A 16,978-nucleotide genomic window follows, 5' to 3' on the forward strand; every position below is an offset into this window, starting at 1 on the left:
AAGGATACACCTGTAACCATGCCGAACACAGAAGTTAAGCTTCTTAGCGCCGATTGTAGTGAAGGGTTTCCCTTTGTGAGAGTAGGACGTCGCCACGCAGCCAAACACATGTCTTAATTGACATGTGTTTTTTTGTTATTACAACGATGTATCATTTTTCTAAAAACAATCACTTAAAATAACTTTTTATGGAAAAAAATGATACACTAGTAGTGAAGTATTTTTAGGAGGGATCATATGACTGACGATGCCAAAAAAGAACAAAATGTTGTTCAAGATCAAGACGTTGTTTCAGTTTCAGCGAATGAAGAAATATCCTTTGGCGATATCAAACAAGTAGCCTCAAAAAATATCGGTCAAATGCTGCAAGACCTGCAAGATTTTGAAGTAGCGATCGAAAAAGAGGATATTCCTGAAATTTATCGTATATATAATGGTCGATTGCACAAACAGTTAAAAGAAACATCAAATCAAAATCATGAGATTGATGAATTGTTATCAAGGAAGTTCCACGATAACTTCACCCAAGCTTTCCCATTTATGATGCATTGTGCCAAAATATCTCCTACGGTGCATTACTATAAGTTAGGAACCTATTATCATGAGCGAGCGACGATTGGTATCGATGCGAGTATTCCCGAAATTTTTGTTATCCCTGAGATAGATGAAGAGTGGGAAAAGTTCCAACGAGGTAATCGTGAGATGCTGACAGCAATCGAACAGCAGATGGACAAACTAGAAGCCAAACGGATCACAGCGTTATCTGAGGTAAAGGAAATCCAAAATCAGATCGATCAACTTACGGAAGCCGAAAATGAATTAACTGAATCAAAGGGTTTTTTCAATCGGACAAAAATCGATGAAGAACTAGAACATTTAACTTCTGAGCGAAAAGCATTAGAAGCCAAACGTAGAGAATGGGAAAGATATTCAAATAATAATGAAGAGGTTTTTGCTGAAAAAGAACGCCTACAGCAGCAATATCAAACATTGCGCTTAAAGAAAGCGATCGTAGAAAAAGAATTTCGTCAAATTGATACTTTTTTTGGTTCTTTTGATGAATTTACGACAAAAATAATGGCTTTCTTAGCTCACTATACGGGAAAGGAGCTGACTGATATTGACGAAAGAAACGCAGACAAATCCTGATGAATCACAGCTGCTGGAGCAGGAACCGACGCTAGAGATTCAAACAGAAGGCGCTAATGAAGTTGAGGAAAACGTACCAACAAATGCGACGGACTTAGTGAATGACGGTCCTTTAGTAGAAGATAGTAGAAATGTAGCGGATGATTCTTTTGATTCAGCGGAAGAAGAATCTGACTACGAAGATGATTATTACGCTGTAAAAGCGCAAGATCACCAACGAATCGAATCGCTTATTGAGCAAGCCGAAAACGAACTAGCTGATTTAAAATTGCGAAAATCAATCATGGAAGCTGATTTTTCTGGATTGCTTGCTCATTACCGTCAGTTGATTTTAACAGATCAAGATATTTCGGTGATCGCCAAAAAGACATTGCTTGAATACTATGCCTATGAATTCTTGAAACCATTAAAAACGATTCATTTAACTGCTACCGATAACTATGATACATGGAAGACAAAGCATTTCAATGTCCGTTTTCGTTTAACAGAAACAAAGGAGCTCGAGTTTAGTTTTAAACTAAATCCAGTCAATTCTACGTATCAATCCAGTTATTTGCCATTGTTGACTATCAATTCAAACTCCCAGTCGGTGGTTGTCAATGATGAACAGATTTTGCATTTAATCAGTCAATGGCATGCGGAGAATATTTTCTCGGTCAATCAGCTTTCGCTTTTTAATTATGATGTCAACTTGGTATTGGCGCATTTAAAAGAATTAGGCTTTACGGTTTCACCAAGCTTGATCGACAATACCCAAACCTTAGCTGTCGATATGGAAACAGATTTTCCTGTTGCAGCAGAAGTTCTCGATCAAATTTTTATTATCACGATGGAGAATCAGCTATATGATTTTATCACAGAAAACAAAGGTGAAATTCTTATTTTACTTGATAAAAATCAACGATTGACGATCCATTTGTATACAGAGTCCACTTTACTAACGATTGACTCGGATCAATGGAAGCGATCCTTACTAGATTTCTTCACAAGCTATCCGTTTTTAGTTCCACTTGTGGTAAAAGGTGAAGAATAAATGTTCTAAATTGGTTAAGAGTGCTAGAATGGTTTTTATAACTATTCAGCACTTTTTTTGGAAGGAGCAGTATGATGAAAAATAAAGCACTAGGTTTTTATGAAGGACGATCTTTAGATGATCTAGAAGTATTTACTGAAAAGGAAATTCCTATACCGATTTGCCAAACACATGATTTACTGGTGGAAGTACAAGCAGTTTCGGTCAATCCAATCGATACGAAACGTCGGCAAATGACTGTTTTAAGTGAAGATTTCCAGATCCAAGGGTATGATGCCGTTGGGATCGTTAAAGAAATCGGCTCAGCAGTTAGTGGCTTTGCCGTTGGTGATCGGGTATTCTATGCCGGAACCACACAACGACCTGGTGCGAATCAAAGGTTTCAAGCTGTTGATTCTCGAATCGCAGCAAAGGCACCAGCCGGCTTTTCTGACGGTGATCTTGCAGCTTTACCATTAACGAGTTTAACCGCATGGGAATTGCTATTTGAAAAATTTGGATATATTCCTGAAGAAAACGCCAATCAAGGATCGATTTTGTTGATCAATGCCAGCGGCGGTGTGGGTTCGATCGCTGCACAATTAGCAAAATGGGCAGGTTTAACCGTTTATGGCACTGCTAGTCCTAGAAACAACGAGTGGCTAAAAAACAATCAAGTGGATCATGTTCTTAATCACCGTTTACCTTTAGCCGAACAAATAAACAAACCTTTTTCAGCCATTGCCATTTTTTATGATGCCTCCACCTATTTGCCACAATTAACAAAAGCAATCGTCCCATTTGGTAAAGTCGGAATGATCGTCAATACGAAAGAAGCGCTCGATTTAAACCCATTTAAAAACCTTAGCATCGATTTATATTGGGAGTACATGTTTGCCAAAACAGATGCTCAACTGATGTTTGAAACCCAAGGAGCGATCTTAAAACGAATCGCTTCGCTGTTAGTTGAGGGCAAAATTCACACCACTGCGGTCCAAACGATTGATGGAGGAATCACGATTGAAAACTTAAAACTCGGTACCGAAGCGGTTGAGCGGGGAAATAAAGGCAAGACTGTGATTACAGGGGGCGTCTTATAGATGGAAGAAGAGGAAGCAATCCTGTTTTGGGATGAGTTTGCTCAAGATTATGCACAAATCCAGCAGGAGTCTTCATTGCAGATTGCGAAAGAGGTAGTTGCTTACTTATTGGATCAGCAAGTGTTCCCCATATCTATTTTTGTTGACTTTGCTGCTGGTGCGGGTCGCTATATCCCCGCATTTTATCCTTATGTAAATGAGTATTATGCGATTGATTTTTCAAAGGAAATGCTTAGAATAATTGAAGAAACGATTGATGATCCACAGAATAAACTACATCTGATCCAACAGAGCCAAAGCGACTTTTTAACGACGGACCAGCACTGGCCCTGTATTTTCATGGCCATGAATCCAGCACTAAGAGACAAAAAGACATTGCTGCAGTTGCGAAAGAAAACCGATCAATTGATTATTCTTAGAACAATCGCTGAAGTAGAAAATGTGTTTCAGCCCTTTGAAGAAGACCCCGTAGCTGAAAAAGAGTTACAGCTTAATACCTACTACAAGAAGTGGTTATCAGAAGAGGCAATTGAATGGCGGAGCTGCCAGTTTGAGTATATGGTGAAAGAAGAGATCGATCGGGATCTCTTTCATCTTTATTTTGAGGATGAGTATTCATTGGAACAGAGGAAACAAATGGTTCAACGTATCTTTGGTGAATCGCTGACTGTTGAAAGCCATACGAAAATAACCTTTGAACTTCTTTTATCTCGATAGTAATCCCTCAAAGAGATCAAAAAAAATGAGATTCTGACATAAGAGCGAAAAACAGAAACAGTAGTTATGCCTCTTTTGACTACTGGCTGCAAATGTCCTTATGCTGGAATCTCGTTTTGTATCGCTTTTGTTATAAGAAAAGATAGACAGTCGTTCCTAAGATCAGTAAGAAAAGAAGATTGACGATTAAGAACCATTTTTGAAATGCTTTGGCTTCTTTGGCTCGAGCTTGTTTCAGTAACTTATAGCCAATCAAATTGGCTAGTGAAGCAATCAATGTACCCAATCCGCCGACATTGACCCCTAAAAGAACGGCTTTTTCCAAGTCGGTGAAGGGAGCGATCAAAATCGCTGCTGGAACGTTAGAGATTCCTTGAGAGAGTAAAATACTGCCTAAAAAAGCGCGATGTGTCTCTTGAAAATACGGTTGAATGCGATTGGTGATCCACGTTTGGTCTTGAATATTGCCAACGATCAAGAAGAAGCAAATGAAGGTAAGCAATAAACGATAATCAACTTTGGTAAATAACCGTTTATTGCTGAACCAAACCACGGCTACGACGATAAGAACGGCTATCGAGAGGGGTAGAACACTAAAAATACCCAAAATCATGATAACAAACAAGCCTGCATGGCGCATCGCTGTTTTTTTTTCATAGGCGTCTTCTTGAATAGTGATTTCTAGAGGCGATTTTGAAATAAGCTGGACCGAAACAAGCAGTAATAGTAAGGAAAGCCCCACGAAAGTACCGGTTGTCCACATGAACTGTCCTAGTGAGATGTGATAATAAGAAAATAAAAATAAGTTTTGCGGGTTTCCAAAGGGAAAAAGGCTACTTCCTAAATTGGCTGCTACGATTAAATAGACGGCGCCTAATATGACACTAGTTCGCTGTTGTTCTTGTCTCGTTAAAAGCAGATAGATGGGCAATAAGGTTAAAATAGCTACATCGTTCGTTAAGAACATCGAACTAAAAAAGCTTAGAAGAACGACTACACGAATCAAATCCCGCAAACTACGGCTCTTTTCCACCAATTTTTGACCAAATGCCCGTAATAAGCCAGCTTCTTCTAACCCATTGATCACTAGCATTAATCCAAACAGCGACAAGATCACTTTGAAGTCAATAAACGACCAACGGAAGGTGCCAAAAAAACATGCAATGAGTGCTAGTAGCAGGGAAATCGAAAATAATCGATCGGTTCGAAAAAATGCTAACATTCGTTTTCCCATAGTTCACCACCTTTCTTCTCAAGAATTTTACCATTCCTACGCTTTAGGAACAATAAATAACGCTTTATCCGACTAATTCAAAGTCATTCAGGCAATTTTTATAGTTGACAAATGAGTCATTAATTGGGAAATTAGTATGTGAAAGGTGAAGGAGGTTCAAAAATGAATGTTATGCAGCTGCTTGAAAAAAATCAGCAGGTTCATTTTCAAATTTTAGCTGTTTTTTTTCAGAATGGCTCAGAGATCTCTTATAAGAAACTTGCAAAAACATTATCCATTTCCGCCCCCACTTTGCAAAAAGAGCTTCAAAATCTTCATCAGAATTTAGTCGCTTTCCATGAGGATGCGACATTGACTTATTTAGAAAATGATCAAGTACAGTTAACACTTCCGCTTGATTTCTCACTAAAAAAATTCTTTTATTCGTATCTGTCAGAGGCGATCGATTTTCAGATTTTGTCTTATTTGTTTTTTCATCGAGATGAGTCAACGACGAAAATGATTTTAGAACTCATGTTGAGTGAAGCATCTTTGTTTCGTCGATTCAAAGCCATCAATCAATTATTAAAAGAGTTCGATATCCAATTAAAAAATAAAAAATTAATTGGGGATGAAAAGCAAATTCGTTTTTTCTATTATCAATTTTTTTCACAAAGTTATCCCAATGAAGAATTGATTACCCGCTTGAATGCTCCAGCCATCAATAATTTGATTCGAGTTATTGAAAAACAGTTACAGACAACGTTTAGTCAAGCTGAGCGTTGGAAAGTTGGGTTATGGCTAGGCATTATGGAAGCTCGTTTTGATTATCGTGGCTCACAGCAGCATGAAGCATCGTATCACCTATTAAAGTCTCTAGAAAATGAAGCCATGTTCCAGATTCTGCGGAATATCTTAGGACGCTACCTCAGTCGTTTTGCGGTTTCCTGGAGCGATTATGAAACGGTTTATTTCTATTTGTTTTTACTAGCAGAAGGCTTGATTGGTCCTTCTGAGGAGGGATTAAGCCAGAAGTCACTTTTCTTCCGAGAAATCGAAGCATTAAATGAAGAGTTGTTGCAGGCGATCGGTGATAGTGAAAGAAAGTCCGCAGAAACTTCAGTGGAGTTGGGTGTCTTCTTAACCAGCGTAACGATCCAAGCGCTATACATTCATGGCGGCATTATTGCTTTTGCTGAATTTCAGCCGCAAAGTGTTGCGAATGAAAGCTTGATTGTAGTGGCACAACAAGCAATCGAACAGTTGGAGAAAAACGTAAACCAGTCTTTTTCTCTTGAGAAAAAGCAGCATTTAACCAATGAATTGCTTTTGATCCGTCAATGGATTCAAGTAAAACAGGAAAAAGCATTTACCGTAGGCATTTTGTTGACTCAATCACGATTACGCAGTGGCTTTTTGCGACGTTTTTTGATCAAAGAATTGGCTGGCTATCCGAATATTCACTTCGATGGGACGAAGGAGAAGGACTATGATTTATTGATTGTTGATCATTCTGAGATCTCGGAAGGCTATCGTTATAAGAAGCGATTGATTTTAACAGGTGGTGCAACCCCATTTGAAGAAGAGCGACTTCATCAAATCGTGGATGAAATACGCAATGAGAACCTTGAAAGTGAGTTGGAAAAGATATGAGAATAGTGATTATTGGAGGCTCTCATGCAGGAATTGCTGCTGCCCGTCATTTAAAAAAAGTTGACCCCAAAGTCGATGTGATTATTATAGAAAAATCAGGTGTCCTTGGTTACGTTGCCAGCAGCTTGAATTTAGTTTTAGAAGGATATATCTCGCGTCTGGAAGACTCACGGACCACAACTGCTAGCGAACTTCTTTCAGAAGGAATCAATGTGATGCTGAACAGTGAAGTCATAAACATTTTTCCGCAAGAAAAACTGGTTCAATTTGTGACGTCAACGGAATCATATCGACAAGAAGATGAAGTGAGTTATGATGGCTTAATTTTAGCGATGGGATCGAGTACTTTCCGCTCGGAGTTCGCCTCAGATGTTGAAGCACATATAACGACCTACAAAACGATTGGTCAATCAAAGCAAGCACTAGAAAAAATCGAAAAGGCGCAAACCGTGGCGATCGTCGGCGCTGGTCTGATTGGGTTTGAATTGGCGGAATCGTTAAGTGGACAGCAAAAAGCGATTCACTTAATCGATCGAATGGATACGCTGTTGTTCCGTTATTTTGATCATGAAGTTGCAGAAATTTTGATGGAACGTTTTCCAGAGAACTTACAAATCTATCTTAACAGCAACGTTGCCCATACGATCAAAGACGAGAAGGGCGAATATCAAGGTATTGAGCTTTCAAATGGAACCCAGATTCAAGCTGATGTAGTCGTTTATGCTGTAAATCCGCGACCGAATGTCGCCTTAGTAGAAGACTTTTTAAAACTAAATCTCGATGGCACGGTATTTACAAATGAATACTTGCAAACGTCTGATCCATCCATCTATGCGATCGGCGACCTCGTTTCGATTCCTTTCAATCATTCGGATAGCTCTTTGTATATCCCTTTAGTGACTAATGCTTATCGGACGGGGATCGTAGCTGCTACCAATTTATTGGCTAATGAACAGGGAACGACGAAAATTCCTTTTCCCAAAATGCAGCGCACGGTTGTTAGTAAATTGTTTGGCTATTTTGTCAGCAGTTCAGGTATCAATGAGACTGAGGCACCGTATTACGGCTTTGAAGTAGATTCAGTGACGCAGACATTTCATTCTCGGACATTTTTCGCGACAGATGAGGATTTTGAAGTAACCTTAAAACTGATTTTTGATCAGCAAACGAAAGTAATCATGGGAGGGCAAATCATCACGAGTGATCGTGGAAGTTTAGAGATCATCAACACGATTTCAACGTTAATCAATAGCAAAACGTCCTTGCACCAATTAGCAACAATGGATTACTTTTTTAATCCTACCATTTCTTTTCCGTTGCATTTTTTGAATCAATTGGCCCTGGATGGCTTGTTAAAGTAAATTATGTAACCTTGGTAAACCTACGATCATCGTAGGTTTATTTTTTTTTGCACGTAACGATAATCAAGGAAGACTATCGCTTTCCTTCAGTGACTGGTTTCGGGAATTATAAATCCGGTGGGCTGCTGTTGGAGGTCGATGTCAACTACTATCATGATTTTTTTTGATGAAGAATCTCGAAACGAAAACGATAAAGCTTGTTCCATGACTGAACTGCTTTTGCTCATAGATTTTTATTGATAGACCATGATTGTTTAGGCGGAGGAGACACACGTCATTTGCTTTTTACTGATAAAATACATCAGCTTGGGTCAGTAAATGGTGATTTTACATGGTTTTCAATAGATGAAAACAAGTGTAAATCTAAGTGATCTGTTATTGAATGATATTCAGAAAGTGAACGTATCATTCGTAAGTATTTTTATAATCCGAAGGATAAAATAGACATCCTTGAGATAAGAATACGCTTATCGGCAGGTTTATAAGAGAAAAACATCACATAATTTCCTTTCCTCGCATACTCATTTTCCAAAAATTGCGATGGGAAAGGGATTTTTTTAAAAAACTTCTTGTGATTTTAAGTGAAATACGTTACCCTATTAAAGAGAGTGAGAATCATTCTCAATAACGAGGGGGGCGGGGCGTGTTGAAAAAAATCGGATTACTGCTGATCTTTATTCTTCTAGTGGGTTGCTCTTTGTTGGCAGGTACCCATGAATTGTCTTTAACAGGTTTACAGCAGGGTGATCCGAATCATTGGCTTGTTTTGGTAAAAGTTAGGCTCCCACGGACGATCAGTTTGATCATTGCAGGTGGGATCATTAGTATCTGTGGGAAAATCATGCAGCACATGATGCAAAATAAATTTGTGGCCTCTGAGTCGATTGGGCTGACGGATAGCGCTCGCTTAGGAATTTTGCTGGTTATGCTCTTTCTGCCAAATGCCTCAAATTTGATTCGTACGACTGCAGCATTTGTGTTTGCTTATGCAGGGGTGTTGTTCTTTTTATTTTTAAGCCAATTTCTACCAAAGAAAGATCCAATGATGCTGCCTTTAACAGGGGTGATGTTCGGTAATATCATCGGTGCTATTAGTAGCTTCTTAGCCTATCGCTTCCAATTGGTTCAAAACGTTTCTTCTTGGCTACAAGGAAATTTTGCCACCATTATGGTTGGACAGTATGAACTTTTGTATTTGACGATTCCTGTTTTCGGTTTGCTGTATTTCTTAGCTTATGAGATCACGATCGCCGGTTTAGGTGAAAGTGCGGCTAAGAGTCTGGGGATCAATTACTTGTTCTTGCGTTTTGCTGTATTTGCTCTGGTGGCGTTTGCTAGCAGTGTCGTTTTACTGACCGTTGGACAAATCCCTTTTTTAGGGATCGTTATCCCAAATATGATCGGCATGGTCTTCGGGGATCATTTGAAAAATAATCTGGTCTTGATCAGCTTTGCCGGAAGCGCGTTCTTGTTATTGTGTGATGTATTGGCGAGAGTCGTCATCGCGCCGTATGAAATGCCGGTCAGTGTTGTCGCCGGCGTACTGGGTGGGTGCTGTTTCTTGATTTTGCTTCTGGGGAGGAAATTTCGATGAAGAAAAAACTCTTTCTCTTGTTGTTTCTAATCCTTTGTGCATGTATGGCCTATCTAACCTATAACACCTATGGTAACTGGTCCTTTGCCTTTGCATTACGAGGGCGTCGTATCATGGCTTTTGCTTTAGTTGCCATTGCAATCTCCTTTAGTACAATCACGCTACAGACACTGACGAGCAATCGCTATCTAACCCCTGGGATTTTAGGCTTAGATCAATTGTATGTACTTGTTCAAACCCTTTGTTTCTTTTTTATCGGTGGGATTCAGATGTTAAGCCAAGAAACAGCAGCGATGTTTTTGTTCTCTGTCGGTTTAACTGCCGTTCTAGGAAGTTTCTTGATTGGCTTTTTCTATCAAAAAGCAGTCGCCGGACTATTTTTGTTATTGATGGCAGGTATGGTCTGTGGCACGATGTTCGGTAGTCTCAGCACCTTTTTACAAGTATTGATGGATCCAAATGAATATGATTTGCTGCAAGGCCGCTTATTCGCCAGTTTTGGCAATATCAACACCCAACATCTTTTGATTGCTGCCGCGATCATTTTGGTAGGGAGTATCTGTCTGGTTCTGCTGATTCCAGAATTAAATTTGCTCCATTTAGGAAGCGGACAGGCCAAAAGTTTAGGTGTTTCTGTTCAATGGCTTCATAGAGGTGTTTTATTTTTGATTGCTTTACTGACAGGCACTGCCACTGCTTTAGTTGGTCCAGCAGTTTTTCTAGGATTTGTGGTGGCAACGATCACCTATCAGCTTTTCCCAACTTATCGTCACGGTTGGCTGTTTGCCGGTGGTAGTTTGATTGGCTTTCTCCTGTTGGTAGGAGGTCAATTCCTAGTGGAACAGGTCTTTCAATGGCAAACGACCATCGGCACCGTGATCCAATTATTAGGTGGTATCTTCTTTATAAGCAAATTGCTGCTGGAAAGGAAAAAATCATGATCGAAACAAAAAATGTATCCAAGAATTATGCAAAAACACAAGTTTTGACGAAATGTTCCTTAGCGTTGCCGGAGCAGAAAATGATTGCTTTCATTGGGCCCAATGGTGCCGGAAAAAGTACCTTGCTTTCTTTAGTCAGTCGGATGTTGGATCAGCGCACCGGTGATATTTATCTGGATGGAACGGAGATTCGTCAATGGAAATCCAAAGAGCTAGCAAAAAAAATGGCTTTTTTGCAGCAAAGCAATCGCTATGCTGTCAATCTGACCGTAAGAGAACTAGTGGCATTTGGTCGTTATCCATATAACCGGGGACGACAATCGGCAGCAGATGATGTGATTATTGATGATTCTTTGTCTAAGTTATCTCTCACCGAATATGCTGGTCAATCGATCCATGAACTTTCAGGTGGGCAACTGCAAAGAGTTTACTTGGCGATGATCTTAGCCCAAGATACCGATTATTTATTATTGGACGAACCGTTAAACAATCTAGATTTGAAACATGCCAACCAGCTGATGAAATTATTGACTACATTGGTGGAAGAGTATCAGAAAACCGTTGTGATCGTTTTGCACGACATTAATTTTGCAGCACGATATGCCGATCACATCGTCGCTATGAAAGATGGTCAGATTTTTAAAGCAGCTGGCACAGAGGCAGTGATTCGAGAAGAGGTATTAGAAGCACTATATGAAATTCCAATCAAACTGGTACAAGTGGATGGGCGGCAATTTTGCTACACCTTCCAATAAAATTTTGTTTCTAAGGAGGAAAAAATGAAAAAAATAGTAGTAAGTTTTATGAGTATTTTCGTACTAGCGGGGTTGACCGCTTGCGGATCAAATAATACAGGGACAACAGATTCAACGGGGACAGCTCAAACCCAAGTAGAAGAAAGTGCACAAACGCCGACAGAGGTCGAGATTACGGACAGCAATGGGACTGTCACTGTTCCTTATGCGCCGGAAAAAGTTGTTGTCTTTGACAACAGTGCATTAGACACAATGGATGCCCTTGGTCTTGGAGACCGAGTCGTTGCTGCAGCAACCAGCAATCTGCCAGATTATTTATCAGCGTATGCAGATGTTGAATCAGCAGGGGGAATCAAAGAACCGGATCTAGAGAAAATCAATCAATTACAGCCGGATCTAATCATTATTTCAGGTCGGCAACGTGATTTTCAAGAAGAATTATCTGCCATTGCGCCAACCGTTTTCTTAAGCGTCGACAATAGTAATACGTGGGGATCGATCGAAGCTAATATTACGGCTATCGGACAAATCTTCGGTGTGGAAGAAGAAGCGAAAGAACAGCTGAATTCGTTGCAAACACAGATCAACACCTTGAAAGAGCAAGCACAAAGCGCTGGCGAAAAAGCTTTGGTAGTTATGGTGAATGAAGGCAATCTTTCCGCTTTCGGTCCAGGATCTCGTTACAGTATCCTATACGATACGTTTGGTTTTCCAGCAGTTGATGAAGAGCTAGAGGCGTCAACTCATGGACAAAGTATTTCTTATGAGTACTTGCTTGAAAAAAATCCTGACGTCATCTTCGTGATTGATCGGACAAAAGCGATCGGTGGTAATGAAAGCGAAAGTGAATTTGTTGCAAACGAAATCGTACAAGAAACAAATGCTGGGCAAAACGATCAAGTGATTGAATTGGATGCTGCAGTTTGGTATTTAGCTGGTTCCGGATTGGAGTCGATCCAATTAATGATGGATGATGTCAAACCAGCCGTTGAATAAGTATGTGAGAACAAAAATCAAGTAACAAGGGGCACGCGTATCAGTTTACTGAGAATGCGTGTCTTTTTTCATTTTCTAGGACCTACGACTGATTTTTGAGAACTTTACCAGCTTTACTTTACCTGTCGTAGTAATTGTTTTATAATTAGTACGACAGATGAAGTAATTTAGGAGGCGATTGCGTGATCTCGAGTGACGGAATTCGCGGCTATAACGACGCAATCATTTTATCCATTCTTTCAAAAGAAGATTCTTATGGATATGAAATATCCAAGCGTATTCGCGAAGGAACGGATGCCGTATATGTGATCAAAGAAACGACGTTGTATTCCGCTTTTACTCGGCTAGAAAAACAAGGATTGATTCGTTCCTATCCTGGAGAAGTGACGCATGGCAAAAAGCGGACGTATTACCAGATAACTGCAGACGGAAAAGCGAGCCTTACACAGAAACGATTGGAGTGGCAACAGACAAAGATCGTCGTTGACCAGTTCTTACAAGGAGGAGAAAAATGAAAACCATTCATGACTATCTAGACAGCTTATTTTTATCAGTACCCATCACACCGGAAACGAAGAGGGCAAAAGAAGACCTCTTAGCCATTATGGAAGACCACTACTTGGAATTAATCCATCAAGGGAAAAGTGAACACGAAGCCATCGGTGCGGTGATCAGTGAGTTTGGTTCGGTGGATGAATTGCTGCAAGAATTAAATGTTTCTAAAGAAGAACCAATTGATGATTGGTCCGATGCTATCACAGAAGATGATGCATTTGATTATTGGGGAACTGTGCGCCACTTTGCTTTCTCGTTGTCTTTGGGAATCGGCTTTTGTATCGCAGCTTTTGCAGCCTTGATGCTTTTTGTTAGTTTCTATGCGGAATTATTTGGTGTAATGGTGATGATCCTTTTTATCGCCATCGGGGTTGGTTTTATCATCTCTAGCAGTTTGCACTTTTCCGGTGCTCGTAAACAGTTGGATGATCGTCCAATCAAAAGGGATGCTAAACGAGAAGCCGCTCAGCAACTCGCAAATTATGAAAAAAGTTTTCGAATTGGTCTCGTTTTAGGAATTGGCGCCTGCATTTTTTCGATTGCGCCTGTACTGTTAAGCGAGCTGATTTATTACTCTGTCGAATTCGGTATTGCGCTATTTTTCTTGACGGTTGCAGTAGGTGTGTTCTTTATTATTTATGTAAGTATTATTCGGGCAGGGTTTGCGAAATTGGCTTCGGAAACGTATTTTATTCGCGATGAAGATCATCCCGGTGATCGAGCAACACGTCATAAATATGGCGAATCCGCTGGTAGAGTTACCTTTTTTCGAACAGTCTATTGGCCAGTGATTTTGGTCGTTTACATGCTTTGGTCCTTCATGTTTCATGCCTGGGCTTACTCTTGGGTCATTTTTGTTATCGGTGGTGTCTTAGAGGACTACTTTATTGGTCAGACAAAAGCCAAAAAATAAGAGACGTTTCAACCGAGAGTGCTTTCTTTACTTTTAAAAAAAGGAAGACTATAATACGCCTTGTAACTGAATTAAGTAAAAAAGAACGGCGAGAAGTGAGATGTTCTCATTGCTTTTTTAAAAGTTCAGAATACAAGAAAAGAGGCAATGGATATGTTAGAAATTCATTATCTGAAAAATGGCAGCAAAGAAGTAACAACAGTTGAATCCCCGGAGCGCTTTCTTGCGAGCCAATACTTGGAAGTCCCACCTTTTCAAGACCATTACCCAGTCGAAGAAGTTTTTCTAGACGGCAAGCGGATCACGTTGAGGGAGCGAACGATCGGTGGATTGTTCAATTATTTCAATACTAAATAAAAAAATTGTCTTTTTCTATGACTCACTTTACTTTGTGAGGAATCATAGGAAGAGGCAATCTTTTTTTGTTTAATTGAGAATAGGAGATGTAATTGAGAATCTAACAGGTAGGAACTTTGCTTAGATATGATTAACCAAACTTATTACTATACTCCATTTGCTTTGAATAGAAAATAAATATGCTCATTTCTGAGGAGGATAACATTTTTTTTGACTATTTCTGAATAAACTATTGCATTTTGTAGTTAGATATACTAATAATTAATAGAGATTATTCTCAAATAATTATTCTAATTGGAGGAAATGATATGTCATTAATTGGAAAAGAGATTGGTTCATTCGAAGCGAAAGCTTATCACAATGGAAAATTTATCGATGTTTCATCAGAAGATTTTAAAGGAAAATGGAACGTTGTTTGTTTTTATCCTGCAGATTTCTCATTTGTTTGTCCGACAGAACTTGAAGATTTGCAAGACCAATATGCATCATTAAAAGAATTAGGCGCAGAAGTTTATTCTGTATCAACGGATACCCACTACACACATAAAGCGTGGCATGATCATTCTGATGCCATCAATAAAATCGAATATATCATGATTGCAGATCCTTCTCATGTGATCTCAGAAATCTTTGATGTCTTAGACGAAGCATCAGGTTTGTCTCAACGTGGTACATTTATCATCGATCCAGATGGTGTGGTACAAACGGTTGAAATCAATGCGGATGGTATCGGTCGTGATGCTAGTGGCTTGATTGATAAAATCCGTGCAGCACAATATGTTCGTACTCATCCAGGTGAAGTATGTCCTGCAAAATGGAAAGAAGGCGAAGAAACATTAACGCCAAGCTTAGACCTTGTAGGCAAGATTTAGGAGGCTCTCATGGCATTAGATAAGGCAATCAAAGACCAACTGACCCAGTATTTAGCGATGCTGGAATCAGAGGTTGTTTTTGCAGCAAGTTTAGGTGAGGATGATTCTTCAACAAAAGTACGTGAATTCTTAGAAGAAATCGCAGAAATGTCGCCAAAAATCACGATTCAAGCTGTAGCAAGCGAACGAACACCAAGCTTTTCGATCAATCGTCCCGGTGAAGAAAGCGGCATTGCTTTTGCTGGTTTACCGTTAGGACATGAGTTCACTTCATTTATTTTAGCGTTGCTTCAAGTAAGCGGTCGTCCGCCGAAAATTGATGAAGCACTACAAAAGCGTATCAAAGCGATCGATAAGCCATTACATTTTGAAACCTATGTCAGTTTGACCTGCCATAACTGTCCGGATGTTGTTCAAGCGTTAAACATTATGGCAGTGCTAAATCCTTCCATCAGTCACACCATGATCGAAGGTGGGATGTTCAAAGAAGAAATTGACAAGAAAAAAATTATGGCTGTGCCAACAGTCTTTCTAGATGGCGAAGAATTTGCAAGCGGCCGTCAAACGATCGAACAATTATTGGAAAAAGCAGCTGGTCCAACGAGTAAAGATGACTTTGCTGAAAAAGAGCTTTTCGATGTTTTGGTCGTCGGTGGCGGACCTGCAGGTGGAAGTGCAGCGATTTATGCGGCGCGTAAAGGTATCAATACCGGGATGGTCGTAGAAACGATGGGTGGCCAAGTGATGGAAACCCTTGGTATCGAAAACATGATCGGTACTCCTTATACCGAAGGACCAAAATTAATGCGTCAGGTAGAAGAGCACATCAACGAATACAAAGTCGATGTCATGAAAGGGCAGCGTGCCAAGGATATTCGTCGCAATGATGTCATCGAAGTTGAATTAGAAAATGGCGCAGTATTAAAAACCAAAACGGCTATTTTAGCAACCGGTGCTCGCTGGCGCAACATCAATGTTCCGGGAGAAAAAGAATTCAAAAATAAAGGTGTTGCCTATTGTCCACATTGTGACGGCCCGTTATTTGCTGGGAAAGAGGTTGCTGTCATTGGCGGCGGAAACTCTGGGATCGAAGCAGCGATCGATTTAGCTGGCATGGCAAAACATGTCTACGTTCTTGAATTTTTACCAGAACTAAAAGCGGACCTTGTGCTACAAAACCGTTTGAACACGTTAGAAAATGTGACTGTTATTACGAATGCCGCAACGAAGGAAATTGCTGGATCCGATCATGTCGAACAATTGACCTACGTTGATCGCGAAACGAATGGCGAATTCACATTAGCTGTGGAGGGTGTCTTCATTTTGATTGGCTTAATGCCGAATACTGAATGGTTAAAAGACCGCATCGTTTTAAACGAGCGTAATGAGATCGTGGTAGACAAACATGGCGCAACCAACATTGAAGGCGTCTTTGCAGCGGGAGATTGTACCGATAGTGTATACAAACAGATCATCACTTCAATGGGGTCAGGTGCTACTGCTGCGTTAGGTGCGTTTGATCATCTGATTCGCTCGTAAGCAGTCAACAGCTACTCATATATGATTAAAACAGAAACGTCTCAGGAGCTTCTAGGAGCTCCTGAGCGTTTTTTTGGGAGATGAGGGAATTTTAAGGCTGTTGACAGCAGGACAGTTTCTATATTACAATGAAAAAAACTCGTTCAAAAAAGAAAGAGGTATATTGATGAGTGTCGTAGGTATCTAACCAGCCAATTAAAACAAATAAGCAAAAACAGACTGTTTATTTGTTGTGCCTGTAGATACCGATA

General features: G+C 39.9%; 16 protein-coding genes and 1 rRNA gene. 16 read left to right on the forward strand and 1 reads right to left on the reverse strand.

Annotated features, from left to right (window positions below):
* The 5 genes from rrf to FJU10_RS07445 form a co-directional block, all read left to right on the forward strand.
* Window positions 1–98, forward strand: a 5S ribosomal RNA gene (rrf, locus tag FJU10_RS07425); the annotation flags it as partial.
* A 139-nt stretch (window positions 99–237) separates the two neighbouring features.
* Window positions 238–1,149 carry a hypothetical protein gene (locus tag FJU10_RS07430; RefSeq protein WP_081118738.1) on the forward strand — a complete coding sequence of 304 codons (912 nt, stop codon included), beginning with the start codon at window positions 238–240 and terminating at the stop codon, window positions 1,147–1,149.
* On the forward strand, window positions 1,121–2,182 hold the full coding sequence (locus FJU10_RS07435) for a hypothetical protein (protein WP_086292449.1): 1,062 nt from the start codon (window positions 1,121–1,123) through the stop codon (window positions 2,180–2,182). Before FJU10_RS07430 ends, FJU10_RS07435 begins: the two co-directional genes overlap by 29 nt.
* A gap of 71 nt (window positions 2,183–2,253) precedes the next feature.
* Window positions 2,254–3,261, forward strand: coding sequence for a zinc-binding alcohol dehydrogenase family protein (locus FJU10_RS07440; protein ID WP_140965557.1), 1,008 nt, complete (start codon window positions 2,254–2,256; stop codon window positions 3,259–3,261).
* Entirely contained in the window at window positions 3,262–3,978 is a 717-nt protein-coding gene (locus FJU10_RS07445; RefSeq protein WP_140965559.1) for a class I SAM-dependent methyltransferase, read from the forward strand. It abuts the gene before it with no gap.
* A gap of 130 nt (window positions 3,979–4,108) precedes the next feature.
* Here the strand turns inward: FJU10_RS07445 and FJU10_RS07450 are convergent, their stop codons facing one another.
* A complete protein-coding gene (locus tag FJU10_RS07450; protein ID WP_140965561.1) occupies window positions 4,109–5,212 on the reverse strand; it encodes an SLC13 family permease in 1,104 nt (367 codons plus the stop codon).
* A 162-nt stretch (window positions 5,213–5,374) separates the two neighbouring features.
* Between FJU10_RS07450 and FJU10_RS07455 the strand changes: the two genes are divergently transcribed.
* The 11 genes from FJU10_RS07455 (at window position 5,375) to ahpF (ending at window position 16,727) form a co-directional block, all read left to right on the forward strand.
* Window positions 5,375–6,844 carry a helix-turn-helix domain-containing protein gene (locus FJU10_RS07455; protein WP_189372259.1) on the forward strand — a complete coding sequence of 490 codons (1,470 nt, stop codon included), beginning with the start codon at window positions 5,375–5,377 and terminating at the stop codon, window positions 6,842–6,844.
* On the forward strand, window positions 6,841–8,205 hold the full coding sequence (locus tag FJU10_RS07460; protein WP_140965565.1) for an FAD-dependent oxidoreductase: 1,365 nt from the start codon (window positions 6,841–6,843) through the stop codon (window positions 8,203–8,205). The genes FJU10_RS07455 and FJU10_RS07460 overlap by 4 nt, the downstream gene beginning before the upstream one ends.
* Window positions 8,206–8,848: 643 nt before the next feature.
* Window positions 8,849–9,799 (forward strand): ABC transporter permease, encoded by a 951-nt coding sequence (locus FJU10_RS07465; RefSeq protein WP_077453473.1) that lies wholly within the window; start codon window positions 8,849–8,851, stop codon window positions 9,797–9,799.
* The gene (locus FJU10_RS07470; protein WP_140965567.1) at window positions 9,796–10,740 is read left to right on the forward strand and encodes an iron chelate uptake ABC transporter family permease subunit; all 945 of its coding nucleotides are present in this window, start codon (window positions 9,796–9,798) and stop codon (window positions 10,738–10,740) included. The genes FJU10_RS07465 and FJU10_RS07470 overlap by 4 nt, the downstream gene beginning before the upstream one ends.
* Window positions 10,737–11,495 (forward strand): ABC transporter ATP-binding protein, encoded by a 759-nt coding sequence (locus FJU10_RS07475; protein ID WP_081118730.1) that lies wholly within the window; start codon window positions 10,737–10,739, stop codon window positions 11,493–11,495. The genes FJU10_RS07470 and FJU10_RS07475 overlap by 4 nt, the downstream gene beginning before the upstream one ends.
* A gap of 24 nt (window positions 11,496–11,519) precedes the next feature.
* Window positions 11,520–12,491, forward strand: a complete 972-nt coding sequence (locus tag FJU10_RS07480; RefSeq protein WP_081118729.1) for a siderophore ABC transporter substrate-binding protein — start codon at window positions 11,520–11,522, stop codon at window positions 12,489–12,491.
* Window positions 12,492–12,673: 182 nt separating this feature from the next.
* On the forward strand, window positions 12,674–13,006 hold the full coding sequence (locus tag FJU10_RS07485) for a PadR family transcriptional regulator (protein WP_077453470.1): 333 nt from the start codon (window positions 12,674–12,676) through the stop codon (window positions 13,004–13,006).
* Window positions 13,003–13,959, forward strand: coding sequence for a permease prefix domain 1-containing protein (locus FJU10_RS07490; RefSeq protein ID WP_077453469.1), 957 nt, complete (start codon window positions 13,003–13,005; stop codon window positions 13,957–13,959). The genes FJU10_RS07485 and FJU10_RS07490 overlap by 4 nt, the downstream gene beginning before the upstream one ends.
* 153 nt (window positions 13,960–14,112) lie before the next feature.
* Complete coding sequence (locus FJU10_RS07495) at window positions 14,113–14,316, forward strand: hypothetical protein (protein ID WP_034871989.1); 204 nt, start codon at window positions 14,113–14,115, stop codon at window positions 14,314–14,316.
* 308 nt (window positions 14,317–14,624) lie between these two features.
* Window positions 14,625–15,188, forward strand: a complete 564-nt coding sequence (gene ahpC, locus FJU10_RS07500) for an alkyl hydroperoxide reductase subunit C (RefSeq protein WP_005226227.1) — start codon at window positions 14,625–14,627, stop codon at window positions 15,186–15,188.
* A 9-nt stretch (window positions 15,189–15,197) separates the two neighbouring features.
* Window positions 15,198–16,727, forward strand: a complete 1,530-nt coding sequence (gene ahpF, locus FJU10_RS07505; protein ID WP_086292445.1) for an alkyl hydroperoxide reductase subunit F — start codon at window positions 15,198–15,200, stop codon at window positions 16,725–16,727.
* Window positions 16,728–16,978: the final 251 nt, after the last annotated feature.

Origin of the sequence: Enterococcus sp. OL5 (assembly GCF_006491895.1) — a bacterium.
In the GTDB taxonomy this organism is placed as follows: domain Bacteria; phylum Bacillota; class Bacilli; order Lactobacillales; family Enterococcaceae; genus Enterococcus_D; species Enterococcus_D innesii.